At 61.4% G+C, this 22,206-nt stretch carries 25 protein-coding genes, 1 tRNA gene and 1 other RNA gene; 14 read left to right on the top strand and 13 right to left on the bottom strand.

Annotation, left to right across the window (positions count from 1 at the left end; all coding sequences use genetic code 11):
* Entirely contained in the window at nt 1-567 is a 567-nt protein-coding gene (ampD, locus tag VBE63_RS11025) for a 1,6-anhydro-N-acetylmuramyl-L-alanine amidase AmpD (RefSeq protein WP_323683077.1), read from the bottom strand.
* Nucleotides 568-737: 170 nt separating this feature from the next.
* On the opposite strand from ampD, the gene nadC reads away from it, so the two are divergent.
* Both nadC and VBE63_RS11015 read left to right on the top strand, forming a co-directional pair.
* Nucleotides 738-1,625: a carboxylating nicotinate-nucleotide diphosphorylase gene (nadC, locus tag VBE63_RS11020; protein ID WP_323683076.1), complete on the top strand. Its 888-nt coding sequence runs from the start codon at nt 738-740 to the stop codon at nt 1,623-1,625.
* A gap of 177 nt (nt 1,626-1,802) precedes the next feature.
* Complete coding sequence (locus tag VBE63_RS11015) at nt 1,803-2,198, top strand: sulfur globule family protein (RefSeq protein WP_323683075.1); 396 nt, start codon at nt 1,803-1,805, stop codon at nt 2,196-2,198.
* Nucleotides 2,199-2,285: 87 nt separating this feature from the next.
* Here the strand turns inward: VBE63_RS11015 and VBE63_RS11010 are convergent, their stop codons facing one another.
* From VBE63_RS11010 to VBE63_RS10990, 5 genes are all read right to left on the bottom strand, one after another.
* A complete protein-coding gene (locus VBE63_RS11010; RefSeq protein WP_323683074.1) occupies nt 2,286-2,813 on the bottom strand; it encodes a phosphatase PAP2 family protein in 528 nt (175 codons plus the stop codon).
* On the bottom strand, nt 2,785-4,014 hold the full coding sequence (locus tag VBE63_RS11005; RefSeq protein WP_323683073.1) for a glycosyltransferase family 1 protein: 1,230 nt from the start codon (nt 4,012-4,014) through the stop codon (nt 2,785-2,787). Before VBE63_RS11005 ends, VBE63_RS11010 begins: the two co-directional genes overlap by 29 nt.
* Complete coding sequence (locus VBE63_RS11000; RefSeq protein WP_323683072.1) at nt 4,011-4,814, bottom strand: lysophospholipid acyltransferase family protein; 804 nt, start codon at nt 4,812-4,814, stop codon at nt 4,011-4,013. The genes VBE63_RS11005 and VBE63_RS11000 overlap by 4 nt, the downstream gene beginning before the upstream one ends.
* A gap of 95 nt (nt 4,815-4,909) precedes the next feature.
* Nucleotides 4,910-5,668, bottom strand: coding sequence for a GNAT family N-acetyltransferase (locus tag VBE63_RS10995; RefSeq protein ID WP_323683071.1), 759 nt, complete (start codon nt 5,666-5,668; stop codon nt 4,910-4,912).
* Nucleotides 5,669-5,778: 110 nt separating this feature from the next.
* Nucleotides 5,779-6,447 (bottom strand): HAD family phosphatase, encoded by a 669-nt coding sequence (locus tag VBE63_RS10990; protein WP_323683070.1) that lies wholly within the window; start codon nt 6,445-6,447, stop codon nt 5,779-5,781.
* Between the two features lie 289 nt (nt 6,448-6,736).
* Between VBE63_RS10990 and VBE63_RS10985 the strand changes: the two genes are divergently transcribed.
* Nucleotides 6,737-7,288 (top strand): RNA pyrophosphohydrolase, encoded by a 552-nt coding sequence (locus VBE63_RS10985; RefSeq protein ID WP_323683069.1) that lies wholly within the window; start codon nt 6,737-6,739, stop codon nt 7,286-7,288.
* 10 nt (nt 7,289-7,298) lie between these two features.
* Here the strand turns inward: VBE63_RS10985 and VBE63_RS10980 are convergent, their stop codons facing one another.
* The 6 genes from VBE63_RS10980 to VBE63_RS10955 all read right to left on the bottom strand — a co-directional run bounded on the left by VBE63_RS10980 (nt 7,299) and on the right by VBE63_RS10955 (nt 13,034).
* Nucleotides 7,299-8,708, bottom strand: coding sequence for an FAD-binding oxidoreductase (locus tag VBE63_RS10980; RefSeq protein ID WP_323683068.1), 1,410 nt, complete (start codon nt 8,706-8,708; stop codon nt 7,299-7,301).
* Nucleotides 8,695-9,372, bottom strand: coding sequence for a BON domain-containing protein (locus VBE63_RS10975; RefSeq protein ID WP_323683067.1), 678 nt, complete (start codon nt 9,370-9,372; stop codon nt 8,695-8,697). Before VBE63_RS10975 ends, VBE63_RS10980 begins: the two co-directional genes overlap by 14 nt.
* Nucleotides 9,350-9,718: a YraN family protein gene (locus tag VBE63_RS10970; RefSeq protein WP_323683066.1), complete on the bottom strand. Its 369-nt coding sequence runs from the start codon at nt 9,716-9,718 to the stop codon at nt 9,350-9,352. Before VBE63_RS10970 ends, VBE63_RS10975 begins: the two co-directional genes overlap by 23 nt.
* A 45-nt stretch (nt 9,719-9,763) precedes the next feature.
* On the bottom strand, nt 9,764-11,644 hold the full coding sequence (locus tag VBE63_RS10965) for a penicillin-binding protein activator (RefSeq protein WP_323683065.1): 1,881 nt from the start codon (nt 11,642-11,644) through the stop codon (nt 9,764-9,766).
* Between the two features lie 45 nt (nt 11,645-11,689).
* Nucleotides 11,690-12,187 (bottom strand): FlgO family outer membrane protein, encoded by a 498-nt coding sequence (locus VBE63_RS10960; RefSeq protein ID WP_323683064.1) that lies wholly within the window; start codon nt 12,185-12,187, stop codon nt 11,690-11,692.
* A gap of 151 nt (nt 12,188-12,338) precedes the next feature.
* A complete protein-coding gene (locus VBE63_RS10955; RefSeq protein WP_323683063.1) occupies nt 12,339-13,034 on the bottom strand; it encodes a hypothetical protein in 696 nt (231 codons plus the stop codon).
* Nucleotides 13,035-13,193: 159 nt separating this feature from the next.
* Between VBE63_RS10955 and rsmI the strand changes: the two genes are divergently transcribed.
* The 10 genes from rsmI to VBE63_RS10905 all read left to right on the top strand — a co-directional run bounded on the left by rsmI (nt 13,194) and on the right by VBE63_RS10905 (nt 19,456).
* Nucleotides 13,194-14,024 carry a 16S rRNA (cytidine(1402)-2'-O)-methyltransferase gene (gene rsmI, locus VBE63_RS10950; RefSeq protein ID WP_323683062.1) on the top strand — a complete coding sequence of 277 codons (831 nt, stop codon included), beginning with the start codon at nt 13,194-13,196 and terminating at the stop codon, nt 14,022-14,024.
* Between the two features lie 139 nt (nt 14,025-14,163).
* Nucleotides 14,164-14,534: RNase P RNA component class A (rnpB, locus tag VBE63_RS10945), an RNA gene on the top strand.
* A 204-nt stretch (nt 14,535-14,738) separates the two neighbouring features.
* Nucleotides 14,739-15,005 (top strand): 30S ribosomal protein S16, encoded by a 267-nt coding sequence (gene rpsP / locus VBE63_RS10940; protein ID WP_323683061.1) that lies wholly within the window; start codon nt 14,739-14,741, stop codon nt 15,003-15,005.
* Between the two features lie 42 nt (nt 15,006-15,047).
* Nucleotides 15,048-15,569 (top strand): ribosome maturation factor RimM, encoded by a 522-nt coding sequence (gene rimM, locus VBE63_RS10935; RefSeq protein ID WP_323683060.1) that lies wholly within the window; start codon nt 15,048-15,050, stop codon nt 15,567-15,569.
* A gap of 38 nt (nt 15,570-15,607) precedes the next feature.
* Nucleotides 15,608-16,390 carry a tRNA (guanosine(37)-N1)-methyltransferase TrmD gene (gene trmD, locus VBE63_RS10930; RefSeq protein WP_323683059.1) on the top strand — a complete coding sequence of 261 codons (783 nt, stop codon included), beginning with the start codon at nt 15,608-15,610 and terminating at the stop codon, nt 16,388-16,390.
* 4 nt (nt 16,391-16,394) lie between these two features.
* Nucleotides 16,395-16,739, top strand: a complete 345-nt coding sequence (gene rplS, locus VBE63_RS10925; RefSeq protein WP_323683058.1) for a 50S ribosomal protein L19 — start codon at nt 16,395-16,397, stop codon at nt 16,737-16,739.
* 132 nt (nt 16,740-16,871) lie between these two features.
* Nucleotides 16,872-18,317 (top strand): exodeoxyribonuclease I, encoded by a 1,446-nt coding sequence (sbcB, locus tag VBE63_RS10920; RefSeq protein ID WP_323683057.1) that lies wholly within the window; start codon nt 16,872-16,874, stop codon nt 18,315-18,317.
* A 96-nt stretch (nt 18,318-18,413) separates the two neighbouring features.
* A complete protein-coding gene (rplM, locus tag VBE63_RS10915) occupies nt 18,414-18,842 on the top strand; it encodes a 50S ribosomal protein L13 (RefSeq protein WP_323683056.1) in 429 nt (142 codons plus the stop codon).
* Nucleotides 18,843-18,929: 87 nt separating this feature from the next.
* Nucleotides 18,930-19,316: a 30S ribosomal protein S9 gene (gene rpsI / locus VBE63_RS10910; RefSeq protein WP_323683055.1), complete on the top strand. Its 387-nt coding sequence runs from the start codon at nt 18,930-18,932 to the stop codon at nt 19,314-19,316.
* Nucleotides 19,317-19,382: 66 nt separating this feature from the next.
* Nucleotides 19,383-19,456, top strand: a tRNA-Gln gene (locus VBE63_RS10905).
* A 194-nt stretch (nt 19,457-19,650) separates the two neighbouring features.
* On the opposite strand, the gene VBE63_RS10900 is transcribed toward VBE63_RS10905, so the two are convergent.
* A complete protein-coding gene (locus tag VBE63_RS10900; protein WP_323683054.1) occupies nt 19,651-20,232 on the bottom strand; it encodes a superoxide dismutase in 582 nt (193 codons plus the stop codon).
* A 184-nt stretch (nt 20,233-20,416) separates the two neighbouring features.
* Between VBE63_RS10900 and VBE63_RS10895 the strand changes: the two genes are divergently transcribed.
* A partial coding sequence (locus tag VBE63_RS10895) for an N-acetylglutaminylglutamine amidotransferase (RefSeq protein WP_323683053.1) occupies nt 20,417-22,206 on the top strand: 1,790 nt, incomplete at its 3' end.

Here is a 22,206-nt window from a genome sequence, read left to right as displayed (position 1 = left end):
TCAGTCGGGCAGGCTGTTGAGATAACGCTGCCAGTCGAATGCCGGGCCTGGGTCCGTCTTGCGACCCGGAGCAATCTGCTCATGACCGGTGATCCGGTCGCGGGTGATGGCCGGATAGCGAGCGCGGATCAGTTGTGTCGCCTCCGCAAGCCGCTCGTACTGAGCGTCCGAAAAGGCGACATCATCCGCTCCCTCTAGCTCAATGCCGATGCTGTAGTCGTTGCACGCTGGGCGACCTCGGAACGACGAGCGTCCTGCATGCCAAGCGCGGCGTCCAAGCGCAACGAACTGGAGCAACTCCCCATCCCTTCGGATGAGTAGATGTGCCGAGACTCGGAGCCCAGCAATGCTGGCAAAGAAGGGGTCGGCGCTCGGGGCGAGCTGATTCAGGAACAACTGTTCGATCCAAGGGCCGCCAAACTGCCTTGGAGGCAAGCTGATATTGTGAATGACCAGTAGGTCGGGCTCGACGCCCTCTGGCCGCTGGTCGGCATTCGGAGAGGGTATCCAACCTGCGATGCTCAGTCTTCCGGCATCGTCGATCCTGGGTGTGATCAAAGTGCTCATCCTCTCATCCGCCCATCCGCTTATTCACATCGTTCAGTCATCGCCTAAAGTGCAAACGATGGGAGAGAATAAGGGTTGCGCGCAGGCCTAGGGCAGGGGCGCAAGCAGGACGCAGCCTGGCTCATCGATCCGCTGTGTTCGCCTATTCTATGCGTTGAGGAGCTGATTTGATGACCACCGCTGTGCCTACTCCCGACCCGAGTGCGGACTCATTGTCGCACCATCTTCCACCAGCGGCGCTGATCGAAGCGCAGGTGCGGGATGCTTTGATGGAGGATCTGGGCGATGGCGATCTGACCGCTCAGCTGTTGCCGGCGGATGCCAGAGCGGCCGCTGAGGTCATCACGCGCGATGATGCGGTGCTATGCGGTACTGCTTGGTTCGATCAGGTTTTCCGACAGCTCGACCCGCAGATCTCGATCCAGTGGCAGGCGCGGGATGGTGAACGGGTACTTCCCGGGCAGCAGCTCTGTTCACTGTGTGGGAGTTTGCGCCCACTCCTGACCGGCGAGCGAACTGCGCTGAACTATCTGCAACTGCTCTCCGGCACAGCAACCCGTGCCCGGCGCTATGCCGATGCTGTGGCGGGGTTACCGGTGCGCATCCTGGACACCCGCAAGACGCTGCCAGGGCTGCGGCGCCAGCAGAAATATGCGGTGCTCTGTGGTGGCTGTGATAACCATCGGATGGGCCTCTTCGATGCCATCTTGATCAAAGAGAACCACATCCGTGCGGCGGGCTCGATCCGCGCGGCGATTGCAGCGGCGCGTCGACTGGCGAATGGGGCGCCGGTTGAGATCGAGGTCGAATCCTTGGATGAGCTCAGCGAGGCCTTGGGTGCGGGGGTCGAACGTGTGCTGCTGGATAACTTTGGCTTGCCGGAGCTGCGTCGGGCGGTGGAGCTGACGGCCGGGCGTTCGAGACTGGAGGCTTCTGGCGGCATCACTCGCGACCGGCTTCGCGTGATCGCAGAGACCGGGGTCGACGATATCTCCGTTGGCGGTCTAACGAAGCACGTGGAGGCGGTCGACCTCTCCATGCGTCTGCTCTTGCCTTAGGTTTCAAGCGCAGCTGGGGCGGCTGTAGCTGGGGCTGTTGGTGTCGCCTATCGCAAGGAGGAGCGGAATAGGGATTAGCAATTGTCAATTTTAGAAAACGCTAATATAATAATTTCCGTTGTCGCATGAAACGCGGCGACGCTTGCAACCCAGATAAATCGAATTCGGAGAATAGAAATGAAAAAGCTTGCTACTGCCGCAGCCGTTGCCGCGCTTCTTGGTGTGTCCGCTTCTGCCAGCGCATGGTGGGGTGGTCCTGGCTACGGCGGCCCGGGCTATGGCAATGGCTGGGGCGACGGGATGGGCGACATGTTCAGCGATATGCTCGGCGATGGCTACGGCGACTTCAACATGAGCATGAGCGGCGGCGGTCGTGGTTACGGTCGTGGGCGTGGTTACGGCTATGGCCGCGGTGACGGTTACGGCTATGGTAACCCCTACTACGGCGGCTACGGCGCTCCCTACTATGGTGCTCCTTATGGCGCCCCTTATGGTGCTGCCCCCTATGCGGCTCCTTACGGCGCAGCGCCTTACGGTGCCCCAGCTGCTCCGGCAGCCCCTGAAGCCAAATAAGCAGAGTTAAGTCTCTCGCCAAAGGCGTCGAGTCCGGCGGCCTGCCTCCAAAGTTGGGGGTGGCCGGCGGATTTTTTTTGTGTCCGACTAGGCGACCAATAGCAAGCTGCTGTAGGCGAGGCCGAGGCCAACGGCGAATGCAACAATCACATCCGTTGGATAGTGCAAGCCAAGTACCACGCGTGACATGGCGACGAGGAGCGTGAACGGCACCAAGAGCCAGCCGAGCTGTGGATAGTAGAAGAGCGCGATGGTCGAGAAGTTGACTGCGTGCAGGGTATGCCCGGATGGGAAACTGTAGCGGTCCAAGGGTGGGACGCTGGCGGCGATGTCTGCCGCGTAGTGACAAGGTCGTATCCGTCTGGTGCGGCCCTTGAGGCTTTTGTAAAGCACCAAGGCTACGCCGCTCATCAAGAGCATGTGCAGCGCCGCCTCAAGGCCATCGAGCCCATCAACGATCGGTAGGACGACCATCAGGCTGTACCAAAAGAGGCCGTTTCCGAGCCGGCTGATCAACGCGAAGGGATGCAGCAGCCAAGGGCGTTGATGGGCACGGCTCCAACGCCGACAGACGGGGGTCTCTAACTCATTCAGCAGTCGCAGGAATGGGTTCATGGCGCTCACCCTGGTTGCTGGTGCAGCCGATCACAGCGTAAAGATGATGTTCAAGGTCGCTGATGACTCGGTCCCAGCTCAGCGACTCCGCGGTTCGCCGGGCTTCTTGCCCAAACTGTCGCAGCCGCGTGCGATCACTCGCGGCCTGTTCGGCGCGCAGCAAAAAGGCCGCGCGATCGTCCAGCGCGACACTATAGCCGTTTCGGCCATCCTGCAGATGCTCGCGAGCGGCTGCATAGTCGAACGCGAGGGTGGCGACCCCGCTGGCTAAGGCTTCGGTGAGTACATTGCCGAAGGTCTCGGTGAGACTTGGAAAGACAAACAAGTCGGCCGAGGCATAGTGCGCGGCCAGTTCCTCCCCAACCTTGGCGCCGGTGTAGACGTAGTCAGGGTGTTGGCGGCGCAGGTGCGCTAGCTCAGGGCCATCGCCGACCAGGACGCAGCGGCTATCCGGTTGAGTGCCACGAATACGATCAAAGGCCTCGATGGCCAGATCGACATGTTTCTCGGCGGCGATGCGGCCCACATAAAGTGCAACGAGCGTCTCATCGCTGCAGCCCCAGGAGGCGCGCAAAGCGAGATTCCGGTATCTGGGTGAAAACCGCTCGGTATCGACGCCACGGCTGAGTATGTGCAGATTTTCAAATCCGGCGCTTGCCAGCTCCTGAAGCAAGGCGCGGGTTGGCACCAGGGTTGCGCCAGAGCGATTGTGAAAGCGCCTGAGCAGGCTGATGATCGGCTTCATCAGGAGGCCAACACCGTAATGGCTGCAGTACTGCTGGAACTGGGTGTGGAATCCAGTCAGGGTGGGTATGCCTAGCTGTGTGGCGGCCTTCAGTGCCGAATGACCAAGCGGACCTTCAGTTGCTATGTAGACAGCGTCTGGACCTGTTTCGCGCCAGCGACGTTGTATAACCCTAAAGGCTGGCAGGCCAAAGCGCAGGCCGCGATAGCCTGGTAAGGGCAGACCGCTGACAAGTAGCGCGTTTGGCGGTGGATTGTTGGACTGATCCGCCGGTTGGCGCGGACGGATCAGGCTGACCTGGTGTCCCTTTCGCTCCAGCCCGCGCGCGAGCTGTGCCATGGTATTGGCGACGCCATTGATCTCGGGCGGATAGGTTTCGGTCACCAGCGCGACATGGAGTCTGGGCTGCGCCTCCGTCGGTCTCTGATCCTGAACGCTGCCGTTGCCTGCGCTCACTGGGTTGCGACCTCCGACCCGCGACGCTTGGCGGTTGCTCGGGCCACGATGGGCACCTCGAGCGCCTCAGCGATCTGCTGCTCGCATTGGGTTGTCAGTTTGCGTCGATCCATGCCTGCGCTGACGATGGGCGTGAGGAAGTGCACGCTTGCCTCCGTGGTGGTCCGGCGCAGCACACGCCAAACGCTCGGGATTAATGCATCGTCATCGATGAATGGGGCGATCAGGTCGGGCTCGGTATTGGTTCCATAGCGAATCGCGACCGGCTGCACGTCAATGCCCGGCTGTTGTCCCGCGGCGAGGAGCCTGGGATAGAAGCCACGCAGCTGCCGGCCATCGCTGGTCGTGCCCTCGGCGAAGATCACCACGGGTCGTTGCTCGCGCAGGCGTTGCTCGATGCGTTGGATGAGATCCGCGGTTTGATTGCCGCCACGCGCTATGAAGAGGGTACCCACTTGCGCGGCCATCCAGCCGATCAAGGGCCAGCGGCGAACCTCAGCCTTGGAGAGGAAGCCAATGGGCCCGAGTGAGCCGAGCACGGCGATGTCGAGCCAAGAGATGTGGTTGGCGACGATCAGCGCGCTCTTAGCTTGTTGGCCTTCGACGCGGATGCGCAGGCCGAGGATCGGCGAGACGCCTTGAAACCACCACTGAATGATCGCGGGCGCCGATGCCACGGAGCCGCCAAGTCGGCGCCAAATGGCGATGCCAAGCAGGATGGCGGCGCCGAGCAGATGAAAGCCCAATAGCGCAAGGAAGCGAGCGCTGGCGCGTAGATGCGGTCGGATGTTGTTGGACATTGATCAGGCCTAGAGGGTCACCCTTGGAGAGTTACATCTTTATGGAGTCGCTACTATATGCTCACATCTAGAGAGTCCCGCCTAGAGGTTCAGGGCTAGATCCGCTCCAAGAAATGTCGCGCATAACTGGGATTGACTGAGCGCATGTCGAGCAGCATGAGGACGTCAGCGACCTCAAAATCCGGATCTCGACAGGGTTCACCACAGGCAAGGGCGCCCAAACGGACATAGCCTTTGAGTAATGCTGGGAGCGGCGCATCGAGGATCTCTGTCAGATTACCGCCTGTTTGTAGTGGGACTCGCGGTATGACTTGAAATGCCTTCGGCGCCATGGCCTGTCGGCGCAGGCGGTTCATGATGGCGGCGGCCTGGCAGTCGTTCTCGCCTAGGGGGACGCTTGCGCAGCCGAAGAGGTAGTCGACCCGGTGCTGCTGGATGTAATGCGCCACGCCGGACCACAGCACCGCGATGACCGAGCCGTGACGGCATTCAGGTGAGACACAGGTTCGGCCAAGCTCCAACAACTGGCCGGGCAACGAGGGGATGGCGCCTAGCTCGAACTCGCTCTCGGAATAGAAACGGCCGATGCGCTCGGCGCCCTGGGTGCTGAGCAGTCGGGTGCAGCCGACGACGCGTTTGGTCTTGGTCTCGCGCACCAACAGATGCTCGCAGAAGGCGTCGAACTCATCGGCATCCAGTCCATGCTCGCCAGCCTTGAGCTTAGCGCCAAGCTCTTCACCAAAGACCTGATAGCGCAACGCTTGTGCCTCTCGAACCGCTTGTGGGGAATCGGCCAGCTCAGCGAAAAGACGCTCACCGCGTTTGATACTCAGCGCAGATGCACTCGCTCCCATGTTCTCTCCGACCATCGCAACGGGGTAACTTCTCAGTTTAACGAAGGCGCATGTCGATCCGGTGGCCTTGCTGTGACGGATCAATGACAACTACTGGCAGTGCTCTGTTGTCAGTCGCGCAGTGATCGGATCGGCCAACCGCGCTCGCGGGCAATGGCAGCCAGGCGCTCATCAGGGTCGATGGCGACCGGAACCTCTACTGTTTCGAGCAGTGGCAGGTCGTTAATCGAGTCGCTGTAGAAGACGCTTCCGCGCAAGCTTTCGGCATGGTTGGCGGCATGGGTGGTTAGCCACTGGCGAAGACGCTCAACCTTGCCCTCGCGAAAGGCCGGTGGCCCGACGATCTCTCCGGTATAGCGGCCATTGTGGATGGCGGGCTCGGTGGCAATCAGGTGATCGATGCCGAAACCTGCCGCAATGGGTGCGGTGACAAAGGCATTGGTTGCGGTAATGATCATGAGGGTATCACCCATGCTTCGATGTTGCTCGACGAGGGCCTTTGCCGCGGGCAGCATGATTGGCTCGATGCGTTCACGAACAAAGGCATCCCGCCACTGCTCGAGCTGCTCGCGCGGATGCTGGCTGAGAGGGGCGAGCGAGAAGCGTAGAAAAGCATCGATATCGAGCTGACCGGTGCGGTAATCATCATAGAACTGTTGGTTGGCGCGCTCGTAATGCTCAGCGTCGACGACACCGAGGTCGACCAGATGGCGCCCCCAGAGATAATCCGAATCCCCGCCGAGTAGCGTATTGTCGAGGTCGAAGAGGGCAAGAGGCATGGTTAGGCTCGGAATTTAGGCTCAGAAAGCGTCTTGGTATTAACCGCGATTATCCCAGTTTCGGCCGGCCTTAGCGCGATTTTGACGCTCGCTTGGCTCGATACTGCCAGCGCTCAGTCTGATTCGGGCGCTATGCTCAAGAAGCTCAAGCGCACAAACTGAGCATACAGGCTGAGCGTACAGACGTGCCGTTTTGGGATAGGCGATGTCTCGATGGCCCTTCACAGGATTTGAAGCCGCTGGGCAGATTGTGGAAGAATGCCAACGAAAGTCAAAAAGGTACAGCAACTTGATCGACGGGGACGGTTTCCGGCCAAACGTCGGCATTATCTTGAGCAATGCAGACCGCCGCCTGTTCTGGGGGCGTCGGGTCGGGCAAAATGCGTGGCAGTTTCCGCAGGGCGGTATCAAGTCCGACGAGACACCGCTTGAGGCCATGTATCGGGAGCTCGAGGAGGAGGTTGGCCTGCTGCCGGGGCATGTGACAGTCCTGGGCTGCACCAGAGGCTGGCTGCGCTACCGCTTGCCAAAACGATTTATTCGGCGCCACTGCGGTCCGATCTGCATCGGCCAAAAGCAGGTCTGGTACATGCTACGGGTGCACTGCGGTGAAGGTGATTTCTGTCTCGATCGGAGCGAGAAGCCTGAATTCGACGCTTGGCGCTGGGTGCGCTACTGGTATCCGGTTCAGGATGTGGTCTATTTCAAGCGTCGTGTCTACGAGCGCGCCTTGCAGGAATTGGCGCCGCTGCTCTATCCAGATGGTGTGCCAGCCTATGATGTCGCCTCCGCGCAGATCCACCAAAGCAGCCGCGGATATCTACGCCAGCGGCGGCGCTAATAGGGGTCTGTTATCGAGCCGTTGCTGAGTTGCTGGGGACCAGCGGGAGTCCCTTGCCTGGGTTCAAAATAGCGCTCGGATCAAACTGAGCCTTGATGGCGCGCATCAGCGCGAGCGCGGGGGGATCGATCTCGCGGTCGACGAAGTCGCGCTTCTCGAGTCCGACGCCGTGCTCGCCGGAGAGCGTGCCGCCGAGGGCGACGACGCAATCGAAGACGCCGGCCAGGCAGTCTGCCGCGCGCGCCATCTCGTCAGCGTCATCCGGATTGACCAGTAGGTTGACGTGGATATTACCGTTGCCGGCATGGCCAAAGTTGACAATGCGGATACGATATGTGTCCGCGAGCTGTTCCAGCGCATCGATAAAGGTCGCGATCCTGGAGACGGGCACAACGACGTCTTCATTGATCTTTTTCGGCGCGACATGCCGCAGCGCCGGTGAGAGGGCCTTGCGGGTGCGCCAGAGTGCGGCGATTTGCTCCTGATCGCGGGCGACGCTCAGATCGAGCAGACCAGGATTGCGTGCCGCTGAGGCGACGGCATCCGCGGCGGCTGAGACGCAATCCGCCGGTCCGTCGACCTCGATCATCAGTAGCGCGCCGGTGTCGGCGCTGACGCCGAGATCGGAGTATTGGCGCACCATGTCGATCGCGGCCGCATCCATGAACTCCAGCGCGCAGGGGGTGATGGGTTGCGCCATGATCGCCGCGACCGCATCAGCGGCGGCGTGAATATGGCGATAGGTGGCGCGCAGCGTCTGCTTCGCCTCGGCGACCGGGGTCAGCTTCAGGGTGGCCTCGGTGATCAGAGCCAAGGTTCCCTCGGAGCCGATGATCAGCCGTGTTAGATCATAGCCAACTACCCCCTTGGTGGTGAGCACACCGGTGCGAATGCGCTGTCCGCTGCCGGTCACCGCTGTGAGTCCCAGCGTGTTCTCGCGCGGCGTACCGTATTTCACCGCCCGCGGCCCCGCCGAGTTGTAGGCGAGGTTGCCGCCGATGGTGCAGACGGCAGCACTGGTGGGGTCGGGTGGCCAGAAGAAGCCGTATTCGCTTAAGGCCCGCTGTAGCGTTTCGTTGATCACGCCGGGCTCGACGATGGCGATTCGGTTTGCCGGATCGATCTGCAGGATGCGGTTCATGCGCTCGAAGGCGACGACGATACCACTGCGCTCCGGGACCGTGGCGCCGGTAGTGCCGGTGCCGAGCCCGCGCGCCGTGATGGGAAAGCCGTGCTGGTTCGCGAGTTGGACCAAGGCCTCGACCTGCGCCGCGCTGGTCACAAAGGCGACCGCCGCGGGCAGGCTCTGACGGCGACTATTATCGTAACCGTAAGGCCAGCAATCGCCTGGGTCGGTGAGCAGGGCTTCAGGGCCAACAATGGCCGCGAGGGCCTGAGTGACGGGCTTAGTCATGGCCATCAGCGGCAGTCCGGGCTGTCGAATGGGTCGTTGCTGAGCGACTCGACGCCGAAGTCGGCTCAATATACTCGAACAGCCTCACGACGCGGACGACACCCGGCAGTCGGCGCACGATCTCGGTGGTGGTGTCGGCCTCTTCACGCGTGACCAGTCCCATCAGATAAAGGATGCCATCTTCGGTGACAATCTTGACGCGTGTTGCGTCGAATCCCTGAATGCCCTTGCCACCACCGATCGCGATCTTGGCACGCGAGCTGATCAGTGCATCCTGACTCTGTTGGGCGAGTGAGATGCGCGGCCCGATGTGCACCTCGTTGAACACCTTGCTGACCTTCGGGATGCGACTCACGATCTCGGCGAACTGTTTTTTCACCCCAGGGGTGTCGGCCTGGCCGGTGAGCAGCACCTGATAATTGTAGCTGGTGATCGCGATGCGGCTTGCCCGTTCAATCTCGGGATTCTGGTAGAAGAGGTGCTTCGCTTTCAGCTCGATCATCTCGTCGTCGAGAATGGTTCCGGCTGTGCGGCGCTCATGGATCACGGACGCCCCGTAGGCGGTTCCGACCACGACCGCCGGTGCGCAGCCCTGCAGCAGCGGGGCAAGGCCGGCGGCCAGGGCGATCAGCAGCATGGGGAGCAGATTAAGCGCTGGCGTCAAAGGCATGACGAATCCATTGGATGGCGCCGGTGCCATCGATGGCGATGACGTCGAACCGGCAGGGCAGATGGATTGAATGGCGTTGCAGATAATAGGCTGCCGCCGCCGCGAGGCGAGCCTGTTTGCGCGGGTCTACGCTTGCCGCAGCGCCACCAAAACGGTCCGATGCGCGAAAGCGAACCTCGACAAACACCAGGGTGTCGCCGTCGCGCATCACTAAGTCCAGCTCGCCGCGCTTGCAGCGTACATTGCTGGCGACATGGCAGAGGCCTTGATCCTCCAAATAACGGCGCGCCTGTTGCTCTTGATAGTCGCCGAGCCGTTTACGCCAGGGCGTCGTCTTCTTGGTCAAGCCTGATACCTTGCCCTGCGTGCTCGTCGAGGGCTGCGCGCAGCCTCAATCGCCGTCGGCTTCTGGTGCGTCATCACTGATGCGCTCCAGGGTGACAATGCCAGAGCGGGTGAAGCGCGCCAGCGTTAATTGGCGGCGCACCTGGCCGCGCGCGTCGATGCTCAGCCCACCGGTCTCGCCAGGAAAGAAAGTCCCGGGTTGCTGGCTCATTTCGGTGACACGCGGGGCAAGCCGATAGGCATCGATCCCCATGGCATAGAGTCTTGCCAAGGGACCGCTGACGTCGCCCAGGGTTCCTTGCAGCGCCCGACGCGAGAGTTGATCGGAGCGTTGCTGGTCGAGCAGCCAAGGTATATCGACGAAATAGAGCCCAGCCAAGACAGGATCTTGGGCGCGATTGAAAGTGCCTTCATAGACGTGTGAGGTTGCGATGACGGGGCCTTTGACGCCCGACATCTGGAGCGCCTCCCAGAGTGCCGCTATGTTCTTCGTCGTGGCGACGAGGAACAGGACCTGCGCATCGCTGCCGGCCAGGGATTCAGCCGCGTCGCGAATCGCGCCGTAACTTGGCTGCGCGACCAGCGTGCCGCCCAATGCCCGCCACTGGCTGCGGAACGCATCGGCCATCCGGGCTCCCCAAGCGCTCTGCGGATAAACCAGTGCTGCGCGCTTGAGTCCGGCAGCGAAGGCATAATTGGCGACGTTGAAGGCCTCGTCTTCCGGAGCCAGTGAGAATTGGAAGAGGTTCTCTGGGGTTGCGCCGCTGATGCGGTTGAGAGCCAACGTCGGGACCGGCAATGCGCCCTGACTGGCAAGCGCGCTGACGGATGCCCGTTGTAGTGGCCCGATGACGAGGTTGGCGCCGTCCTCGATACGACTTGCATAGGCCGATGCGCTATCCGAGCCGAAGCTTAACTGAGGGCGAGTGCCACTGCGATCGGCCTGGTAAGCCGCCATGATGCCGTCTTTGATGGCGCCTCCCGCCGCCCCAAACTGGCCGCTGGTCGGCAACAGGACGAGTGCCTTGGTACCCTCCGCGTAGCCGCCGGCGAGCGTCGCGAAGTAAGCCCCGGCAAGCTCGGCCAACGCGGGATGGCCTGCGCGATTCTTGAGCTGCCATGCCTTGAGACTGGCATTGAGTTCGGGGCTGAGTCTGCTCTGCCCAGCGAGGATCGTTGCTAGTTCCGTCCAGCCGCGCATGCGCCCCTGGGAGGCCTTTTCGGCCTGCGCGAGACTGGCCTTATTCAGACTGGTCAGGGTGAACAGCAGCGAGACTTGGTTATCCAGGCGCGCTTTGGGTGAGTCGAGCAGCCGGTCTAGTTGGTCGAGCGTTTCAGCGGCACGAACGGGCGCTTTGCTCAGCCGATAAGCGGCCGCGAGGGAACCGAGATACTGCTGCTTCAGGTTTGCGGGCAGGGTGCCCTGGTTGACGCGATCGAGCGCGCTGATCGCGTCCTCCGCGCGTCCGCGACTCAGTGCGATATCGGCCTGCAGCAGCAGGGCGGCCTGGCGCTGCGATGCGGTGAGAGCCGCTTGATCGAGTGCGAGCAGGATACGGCTCGCACGCTGCACATCGCTCGCCTGCAGGAGTGTTCTTGCCGCTTCGAGTTCAAGTTGTTGACGCGCTGGCGGGGGTGTCGTCTCGGCGAGTGCAAGGTAGGCGTCGGCGGCCGCAACGGGTTGATGATCGCGCTCCAACCGACGAGCCTCGGCGAGTGCATTTGGCGGCAGGGTGTCAAGTAAGCGCTCAGCGTCTTTGACGGGGTCTATCGCGCAGCTAGCGATAAAACCGATGATGATGATCAACCCCAGAGCAATCCATTGCACGCCGGTACGGCTGCGTGCCTGGTCGTGAAGAGGCGGATGGTCTTGCTGGATGATGGCAGGCATCCGTTGTTGGAACGGCGAACCGGGGCGTTTAGGCATCATGCACTCCTGAGATGCAGGCGATGGGCTTGAGCGGCAGTGACATTACCAACCGCGCTCGCCTAGCATCGTGCGCAGATTGTTGTTGAGTGGCAGGCTGAAATCAGCGGTTGCTAGCACGAGGGCGTCGGCGCTTTTGACCACGCGCACGCTCATGTACACTTGATTTGAGCCCACTGCATAAGTCCCAATAAGAATTGAGTTCGCAGAATAGGCCTCGTTGAGGCGCTTGATCTCGCGCGTCAAGATAAGCTCACCGAGCTTTGCCTCTACGAAGAGACTGTCGCGCATCTTCACCTCCCGCATCTGGATGCCGGCCTGAGAGAGGGCCGAGGCGAAGAGCTCAGAGCTCATGCGGCCAAAAGTCGAAGATGCTCGCAGATCATTGATGTCAACGAAGGTGGCCGCGATCATCGGCGTATAGTGCTGCAACTGTGGATTGACGCTCACTAATCGGTTGGCGGCGGCCGTGATTTCAGCGGATAAGCTCGCCGGGTCATTGGCCCGTGCATGCCGTGCATGGGGGGCGCTCCAGAAAGACACGCTTGAAGCGGGCGCCCAAGGTTGAGTATCCCGCGCTTGAGGTGCATGTGCAGAGGGGCATCCAGCGAGCATCAAGGCGAACAAGAGCGTGACCAGACTGAGCCAGCCGCGCCTGAGATGTTCGATTGAAGATGGTTTCACCGCCGCATGCTCACCATTGATTATCCAGGGGAACACGGGTGACTGGTGGCGGTTTGGGGACCCGGTGAGGCGCATAGTGTCGGCGATCGCCCTGATTGATGTAGTAGATGTTGGATGACGAATAGAGGACGCGTTCGTTATCGGTGATCTTCGTGGTAATGATCACCTCCTCATCACTGACCGATGACCAACTCCCGCTGGTGACATCAGCGCCGACGACTGGGGGTATCAATGCCAGCGCCGCATTGCTCGATGGTGCCACGAGCACGGAGACACCCGAGGCAAAGGCGGCCAAGGTCATCGCCCCTGGGTAGGGGCGAATGAAGCCGCGATCGCTGTGGTTGATCACTTCGACATTGAAGTTGAGGGTTGCGGCGTGGCCTGGCCGATGCTTAATGATGGCGCCGCCCGAGACAAGTTCACTGGTGAGCAGCGATCGATAGCCACGGGCGAATTCACCGCTGGTGTGGTCGGTCTGCTCTGGCAGGTACAGCGGGATTGCTCTGAGATTAGGCTGCTGCAGAATGCCTTTCGCTTCATATTCGGCCAGTACCTGCCAATGATGGGCGGCTTGCATGCGTTGCTGCTCGCTGTAAGGGTAGGTTTTCGCCATGGGCACCTGGGCTGCATTGGTGTAAAAGCAGCCGCTCAGGACCAGGCTGATCCCACTGACAATGGCAAGAATGGCGAGTCGCGATAAGGCCACCAGCACCTCCAGTTGGCTGGGTCGAGAGCCCAGGTATCTGCGCCCGAGCCTCGCAGTCCCCTGCAGGAGGTGAGCGCGTTGTGCGGGCATCATGCACACTTGTGAGATAAAAACAACGAGGCCAACCGCTAGGGGGATGATTTGACAGGAATACTATACGTGGTCGCGACACCGATCGGCAATCGAGAGGATATTAGCTCACGGGCTAAGGCGGTGCTGGCCGAAGCAGATGTGATCGCCTGCGAAGACACCCGGCACAGCCGTCCTCTGCTCGCTGCTTTTGGTATCAGGGGCGAGCTATTGTCCTTTCACGAGCACAACGAGGATCAGGTAACGCCGCGTCTCTTGGCACGCCTGCTGGCCGGTGAGGCCGTGGCCTTGATCAGTGATGCCGGTACACCACTGATCAGCGATCCCGGATTCGTACTGGTGCGTGCGGCGCGCGAGCAAGGCGTTCGCGTTGAGCCGATCCCGGGGCCCTGTGCGGCGATCTGTGCGCTGTCGGCGGCTGGTCTGCCAAGCGATCGCTTCCTCTTTGTTGGGTTTCCACCACGCACCCGGGCGCAGCGGCTGGCCTGGTGTGAAGACTTTGTCAAGGAGCCCGGGACCATCATCTGTTACGAGAGTGGGCGCCGGGCTGCGGCGACCCTGGCCGATATGGCCGATGCGCTTGGCGCTGATCGACGTGCCGTGATTGCCCGCGAGCTGACCAAACGCTTCGAGACCTTTCTGGTGGATGGCCTTCAGGCGCTGTCCGAGCGCCTGGCCTCAAGCCCTGAACAGCAGCTTGGCGAACTGGTGATCCTCATCGAAGGTGATCTGCGCAGCGAGGATGAGCGTGATCGCGCCGAGCAATTGCGGGTGTTGGCACTGCTCGCAGCCGAGCTGCCGCTCAAGCAGGCCGCGGCCTTGACGGCGGCGATCACGGGCGGCGCGCGTAATCAGTTATACAAAGCGGCACTTGCTGCGCGTGACAAGACCGAAGCCTGATGAGCCATGAGGCTGGCTCCCTTGTCAGTGCGCAGGCAGTGCGCTGGTGCGCGCAAGCGCTCGTGCGCATAATTCGCAAATGAGTTCGTGCGAAAATGATCATGGTCAGCTGGACCCTGAGAGGCTAGACTGAATTTCGGGAGTCGGCCGGACAGTCGCGGCCTAGCGTATGCGCTAGGCGGAGGAAAGTCCGGGCTCCATCGGGCAGGGTGCCAGGTAACGCCTGGGGGGCGAGAGCCCACGGAAAGTGCCGCAGAAAACAAACCGCCAACCCCGCGCAAGCGGGCGGTAAGGGTGAAAAGGTGCGGTAAGAGCGCACCGCGTCCGTGGCAACACGCGATGGCAGGGTAAACCCCACCCGGAGCAAGACCAAATAGAGGAGCAAGCGGCTTAGGCTGCGACATGCGGCCCGCATGGGCTCCCGGGTAGGTCGCTTGAGGCGCGGAGTGATCCGCGTCCTAGATGAATGACTGTCCATGACAGAACCCGGCTTACAGGCCGGCTCCCGTTTTGTTCGTTCGCAGCGGCTGCCGCCGCAATGCGTTCACCTGACCCGCCCACCCTTGCCGATCTTGGCGCCTAAAGGGTCTTTTCGGTAGTCGTTCACTCGGGTACAATGGTGTGTTACGCCACGTGGAAATAGCCTCGTGCCCTGTCGGGCCGATGGACCGTGGCAGCGGTTTTTCTCAACGCGAGCATTTTGGATCAACAGCGATGGTCAAGATTCGACTCACCCGTGGCGGCGCGAAGAAGCGTCCCTTCTATCAGATCGTCGTCACCGACATGCGTAAGGCACGGGATGGTGGCTGCATCGAACGCCTGGGCTTTTTCAATCCCTGCGCAACCGGTGGTGAAAGCCGCTTACGCGTCGACCGCGCGCGCGCGCAGCATTGGCTTGACCAGGGCGCGCAGCCATCGGATCGCGTTGCAAAGCTGCTCAAGGATGCGGCCAAGGATGCCGAGACATCCGTTGCGGCTTAAGCACTGACGTTGATCGCTGCCGCGACCGGCTGCGAGCAAGGAATGATCGGGAGCGCCGATGCGTCGGCTCAGGCTGCACCCGGCAGCATCGTTCTTGGTCGCATCCTCGGCGTCTATGGTGTACGCGGCTGGCTAAAGGTCTTTTCAGAGACAAGTCCACTCGAGAATATCTTCAGCTACTCGCCTTGGCTGATTGATGGAGAGGAACAGCAGGTTGTCGCTTGGCGACCGCATGGTAAAGGACTCGTTGCGCAGCTGCGAGGTTATGACGACCGCGATCAAGCGCGGGCCTTGACCGGCAAGGCGATCTTGATCCGACGTGATCAATTGCCGCCGCCGTCGCCGGATGAATTCTACTGGATCGACCTGCAGGGGCTGAGGGTTGAGACACGCGAGGGCCTGTCGCTCGGGAAGGTGAGTCACTTGATCGAGACCGGCGCCAATGATGTCTTGGTGGTGCGAGGGGAACGAGAGCGCCTACTGCCCTTCGTCTGGGGTCAGTGCGTGCTCGATGTCGATTTCGACGCAGGCCGTTTGATGGTCGACTGGGACCCTGAGTTCTAGCGACCACGGCAGCAGCGCTGCCTGAGCAGGCGGAAGCGATGCGATTCGATATTATTACCCTGTTTCCGGCGCAATTCGCCGCGCTGACCGAAGAGGGAGTGGTCGCGAGGGCATTGCAGCGGCGGATCGCCAGTATCCATCTGCATACGCCGCGTGATTACACCCAGGATGCGCATCGCACCGTCGATGATCGTCCCTATGGCGGTGGGCCGGGAATGGTGATGCGTTATGCCCCGTTACGGCAAGCCCTTGAGGCAGCTAAGACCGAGGCCGCTGCCGAGGGGGTTCAGAGCCGCGTTGCCTACCTGTCTCCGCAGGGGCAGCGCCTGGATCAGCGGCAGATTGAGCGCATCAGTGCGGCCTCCGGCTGGGTGTTGCTCTCGGGTCGCTACGAGGGCGTGGATGAGCGACTGATCGAGGATTGTGTTGATGAGGAATGGTCGATTGGAGACTACGTCCTCAGTGGCGGCGAGCTTGCGGCTATGGTCGTGATGGACGCGGCAATCCGGCTCCTGCCGGGCGTGCTTGGACATGCGGATTCGGCGCGTCAGGATTCGCATTCCAATGGGTTGCTGGACTGCCCCCACTACACCCGACCGGAGAAACTTGGCGATCGCGGCGTGCCCGAGGTGCTGCTGAGCGGCGATCATCAGGCGATTGAGCGTTGGCGATTAAAGCAGGCTTTGGGACGCACCTGGCAGCGGCGTCCTGAGTTGTTGCAACATCGAGGCATGAGTGAGGTCGAGCAGCGATTGCTTGACGACTATCTTCAGGAGGCGTCACGGTCTCGGCCGCGCGTCGGATCGGAACAGAGTGAGTAACGACATGAGTAATATCATTCAGCAAATCGAGCAAGAGCAGATGCGCCCGTCGGTGCCTGAATTCGCGCCGGGCGACACCGTTGTCGTGCAGGTCCGCGTCAAGGAAGGCGATCGTGAGCGTTTGCAGGCCTTTGAGGGCGTCTGCATTGCCAAGCGCAATCGTGGGCTTAACTCGGCCTTCACGGTGCGCAAGATCTCGCACGGCGAGGGCGTGGAGCGTGTCTTCCAGACCCACAGCCCGTCCATCGCTGACATCATCGTCAAGCGTCGGGGCGATGTGCGTCGTGCAAAGCTCTATTATCTGCGTGGTCTTACCGGCAAGGCTGCCCGTATTAAAGAGAAGGTTTGACCTGCGCCTGGGGCGTTTGGCCCAACTGTGTCATCCGCGGTCTGGTTGATGATGTCTGGAAAAGGACAAGCCCATGAACCCTAGGTTTTCCGGCTTGTTTGGTCCCGCCGTCAACTGGAACGGCTATCGCTCATGACGGCGACCTTTTACTGGTACGACTACGAGACCTGGGGTAACGACCCCATGTTGGATTGGCCCTGTCAGTTCGCCGGGCTGCGCACCGATACCGACCTCAATGAAGTCGGCGAGCCGCTGGTCATCTTCGCGCGCCCGGCCACTGATCTGCTGCCGCAGCCAGAGGCCTGCTTGGTCACCGGCATTACGCCGGATCAGGCGCTTGAGCAAGGCATTCCCGAGGCCGAGTTTGCGCGCACTATCCAGCAAACGCTGGCCATGCCGGGCACCTGTTCGGTCGGCTATAACAGCCTGCGGTTCGACGATCGGATCAATCACTGGCTGTTCTACCGTAACCTGCTCGATCCCTATGCGCATGCCTGGCAGCACGGGAATTCGCGCTGGGATCTGATCGATGTCTTGCGTCTCGCGCATGCGCTGCGGCCAGAGGGCATCGAATGGCCCGAGCGCGAGCCTGGCGTGACCTCGTTCAAGCTCGAAGCGCTGACCGCGGCCAATGCCATTGAGCACGTTGGCGCCCACGATGCCTTGGCTGACGTGCGTGCAACCCTGGCCATGGCGCGACGGCTCAAGACCGTGCAGCCGCGATTGTTTGACTATGCGTTAACGCTGCGCAACAAGGTCCATGTGGCGGACCTGTTCGCGGCCGGCGAGCCATTGCTGCACGTCTCGCAGCGTTATCCAGCGGCCCAAGGCTGCATCGCGCCGGTGATCAAGGTAGCGGCGCACCCGAGCCAGAAGAATGCGGTGATCTGCTTCGATTTGCGCCAGGACCCGACGCAAATTCTGGATCTGGCGCCCGACGCGCTCCAACAGCGGTTGTTTTCACGCCGGGAGGATCTGCCCGAGGGGATTGAGCGCCTGCCGGTCAAGGGCGTCAAGATCAACGGGGCACCGATGCTGGCGCCGATAAAGACCCTAACGCCGCAGGCCGCAGAGCGCTGGCAGATCGATCCGGCACAGGTCGCCGCGCATGCGACCCGGGCGATCGAGCATCGCGGCGAGATTGCCGAGCGCCTACGTCAGGCCTATGCCGCGGAGCCGGCTCGGCAGGCGTCCACTGATCCTGAGCAGATGCTTTACACTGGCGGCTTTTTCTCGGATCGGGATCGGCGACTGATGGACCAACTCGTGGGCCTGAAACCATCTGAGCTGGCCGATGCGCAACCGCGGTTTGAAGACGCGCGCTTGCCGACCCTGCTCTTGCGGATGCGGGCGCGGAGCTGGCCTGAAACGCTCAGCGAGCCAGAGCGCGAAGATTGGGACGCCTGGCGCTTTGAGCGCTTAACCGAGCCTGATGCTGGCGCTTCGATCACCATCGACGCCTATGAGGCCAAGCTCGCCAACCTGCGCGCCGAGCGGAGTGCCGATGCACAGGCGCTCGCCATTCTCGACCGGCTCGCGCGCTGGGGCGAGCTAGTGATGACAGCAGAAGACATTTAATGCCATTTCGAGCCTCGAGATGGTTGCGGCAGCCGCTAGGATTGTTTATCCTAGGCGGTCTATCTTTTTACTGACGACTCGCTGGGAGCGACCGCCATGACAACCCAAAGCGCAAAGCCGGCTGAAGTTCGGCGAGCTTGGTACTTAATTGATGCCGAGGGCAAAACGCTTGGTCGGCTCGCCAGCGAGTGCGCGCGCCGTCTGCGCGGCAAGCATAAGCCCACCTACACCCCGCATGTCGATACTGGCGATTACCTAGTCATCGTCAATGCCGAGAAGGTGCGGGTGACTGGCAATAAGCTGTCGGACAAGATGTATTACCGGCACACCGGATACATCGGTAACTTGCGCTCGGCCAGCTTAGCGCAGATGCTGGATAAGCATCCGGAGCGGGTGATTCAATTTGCCGTGAAGGGCATGCTACCGCGCAATCCGCTCGGCCGCGCGATGATCAAGAAGATGAAGGTCTTCGCCGGGCCAAATCATCGCCATGCCGCGCAGCAGCCACAGCCGCTCGAGATCTAGCGATTCGCGCTGGAGTGTCCGGTAAAGGCGCTAAGCCATCCCCTAAAGACCTGTTTCTCGGAAACCAGACTCTCGGAAACCTGAACCATGGAAAAACAGTACGCCACAGGGCGTCGCAAAAGCTCTTCGGCGCGCGTGTTCCTGAGCACGGGCTCCGGGCAGATCAACGTCAATGGCCGCTCGCTCGATGAATACTTTGGCCGCGAGACCGCGCGGATGCTCGTCCGGCAAGCGCTTGAGGCGGTCGACATGGTCGATCGCATTGATATCAACGCGACCGTCGTCGGTGGTGGCTCGAGCGGACAGGCAGGCGCCATCCGCCACGGCATCGCACGCGCCCTAGTCGAGCACGACGAGCGCTTGCGTTCGCCGTTGCGCCGCGCTGGTTTCCTCACCCGCGACGCCCGTGAGGTTGAGCGCAAAAAGGTTGGTCTGCACAAGGCGCGTAAGCGTCCGCAGTTCTCCAAGCGTTAATCGGCGCATCGATCTTCGCTCCGAGTGTTTAGTAAGCTCAACACCTCGGTGTGAAGACGACTCATTTGGGGGATCGTCTAGCGGCAGGACTACGGACTCTGACTCCGTCAACCTAGGTTCGAATCCTAGTCCCCCAGCCATCTTAAAGCCCTTCTTCGGAAGGGTTTTTTTATGTCTTGAGCCTGCGATTACATAGGTGGCGAGACATGCCTGGGGCGGACCTGATCGAGGCTTAGTCGAGCGGGAGGCTAAGCCGTCGGCTTTTGCTGCTTGTCTGGCTTCGGTGATCTCGAGTGTCGTCGGCCCGCGGCGTGCCGGGCCGAGCGTCAATCTTTTAAACTGCGAAGTTCTTGGCAACAAACTCCCAGTTGATCTTGTCCCAGATCGCTTCGAGGTACTTCGGCCGCGCGTTGCGGTAGTCGACGTAGTAGGCGTGCTCCCAGACGTCGACGGTCAGGAGCGCGGTCTTGCCCTCGGTCAGCGGCGTGCCGGCGTTCGAGGTGTTCATGATCTCGACGCTGCCGTCGTCGTTCTTGACCAACCAGGTCCAGCCAGAGCCGAAGTTGGTGGCCGCTGATTGACTGAACTGTTTCTTGAACTCATCGAAGCTGCCGAACTTGGCGCTGATCGCGTCGGCCAGAGCACCACTCGGCTCGCCGCCGCCGGTGGGGCTGAGGCAGTTCCAGTAGAAGCTGTGATTCCAGACCTGGGCCGCATTGTTGAAGATGCCGCCGGATGCTGACTTGACGATCTCCTCAAGCGTTTTGCCCTCAAACTCGGTGCCGGGCACCAGGTTGTTGAGGTTGTTGACATAGGTCTGGTGATGCTTGCCGTAGTGGTAATCGATCGTCTCGGCCGAGATCACCGGCTCAAGAGCATTCTTCTCGTAAGGGAGTGGTGGAAGTTCGTGTGCCATACTGAGTCTCCTGGCGGTTGGGCTAGGGATGGGTGAATGAACTGCTTGCGACAAAAACGTAGGCCCGAGACAGGGGATATCAAGGGAATGCTGTTCGCGTCCGGTGAACTTGGTGTGGCGAAGCGCAGCCTGGAGAGGTGCCGAGCTTGGCCGCAAGCACAATAATGGCGGAGGACGCGAGCTCATGTGTGGTATCTGCGGAGAGCTGCGCTTCGATGGCAGGCCGGCAGACTTGGGCGCGATCGAGCGGATGATGCAGCGATTAGAGCCGCGTGGGCCGGATCATGGCGGCAGCTACAGCGATGGTGCCTTGGCCTTCGGGCATCGGCGGCTATCGATCATCGATCTCTCGGCGCGTTCGAATCAGCCGATGGTCGACCAGGGTCTGGGCCTCGCACTGGTCTTCAACGGCACGATTTACAATCACCCTGAGCTGCGTCGCGAGCTGCGCGACCGAGGTTATAGCTTCTTCTCGGATGGTGATACCGAGGTCATCCTCAAGGCCTGGCATGCCTGGGGCGAGGCCTGTGTCGAGCGTCTGCATGGGATGTTCGCGTTCGCGATCTGGGATACTAACCGGCATCAGCTCTTCCTCGCCCGCGATCGCTTCGGGATCAAGCCGCTCTACTGGAGCGAGTCCAATGGCCGGCTGCGCTTTGCCTCGACCACGCAGGCGCTGGTCGCCGCCGGCGGCGTCAGTGCGGGTATCGATCCGGTGGCGCTACACAACCTCTTCACGCTGCATGCTGTGGTGCCGGCGCCACGCACCATCCTCAGCGATGTACGCAAGCTGCCGCCGGCGCACTGGCTGCGCATCGAGGCCGGTGGGCGTCGCACCGAACAGCGCTACTGGCAGCTGGAGGCGACCCGCGGCACCACTGAGTCCGGATTGCCGACGAGCGATGACGAATGGATCGAGGCGATTCACGACGCGCTTGAGGCCGCGGTGCGCAAGCGTCGTGAGATCGCTGATGTGCCGGTCGGGGTCCTGCTCTCGGGCGGACTCGATTCGAGCCTGCTGGTCGCCTTGCTCGCCGAACACGGTGTTGGCGATCTGCATACCTTCTCGGTCGGCTTCGAAGATACCCCCGAGGAGGCCGGCAGCGAGTTCGAGTACTCGGACCAGGTCGTTGATTACTTTGGCACCCGGCATCATCGCTTTCGGGTGCCGAACGACGAGGTGCTGCGCCGGCTGCCGGAGGCCGTGGATGCGATGACCGAGCCGATGTTTGGGCAGGATGCGGTCGCCTTCTATCTGCTCGCTGAGCAGGTCTCGCGCGAGATCAAGGTGGTGCAGTCCGGTCAGGGCGCTGACGAGGTCTTCGGCGGCTACTTCTGGTACTCGCGCATCGCTGCGGAGACCCAGGGCGCGCCAGTCGATCGGCTGCGCCGCCATTATTTCGACCGCGATCAGGATGAGTACCTGCGGATGGTCGCCCCAGCCTATTCTGGGCCAGATTATACCGAAGCCATGATTGTGGAGCGGCTCGCCGAGCCAGGGGCCGATGAGGTCATCGATGCGGTGCTACGCCTGGATGTGACCACCTTGATCGTTGATGACCCTGTGAAGCGGGTCGACAACATGACCATGGCCTGGGGGTTGGAGGCTCGGGTGCCGTTCCTTGATCATCAATTGGTTGAGTTGGCGGCCCGTTGCCCGCCCGAGCTGCGCCTGCGCGATGGTGGCAAGTATCCGCTCAAAGCGATTGCACGGGGTCGGTTGCCAGATGCGGTGATCGACCGACCCAAGGGTTATTTCCCGATGCCAGCGCTGAAGTATGTGCGTGGCGCCTTCCTCGACTTCATGCGCGAGATTCTCAACGCGCAGGCCTGTCGTGAGCGAGGTCTCTATCGGCGCGAATACATTGACTGTCTCCTTGATGCCCCTGATCAGCATCACACCCGCATCCAGGGCAGCAAGCTCTGGCATCTTGCCCTGCTCGAGTATTGGCTGCAGCGCCATAGCGATGGGCG

Origin of the sequence: Lamprobacter sp. (assembly GCF_034860625.1) — a bacterium.
Classification (GTDB): domain Bacteria; phylum Pseudomonadota; class Gammaproteobacteria; order Chromatiales; family Chromatiaceae; genus Lamprobacter.
This window is presented reverse-complemented; position numbering and strand designations above follow the sequence as displayed.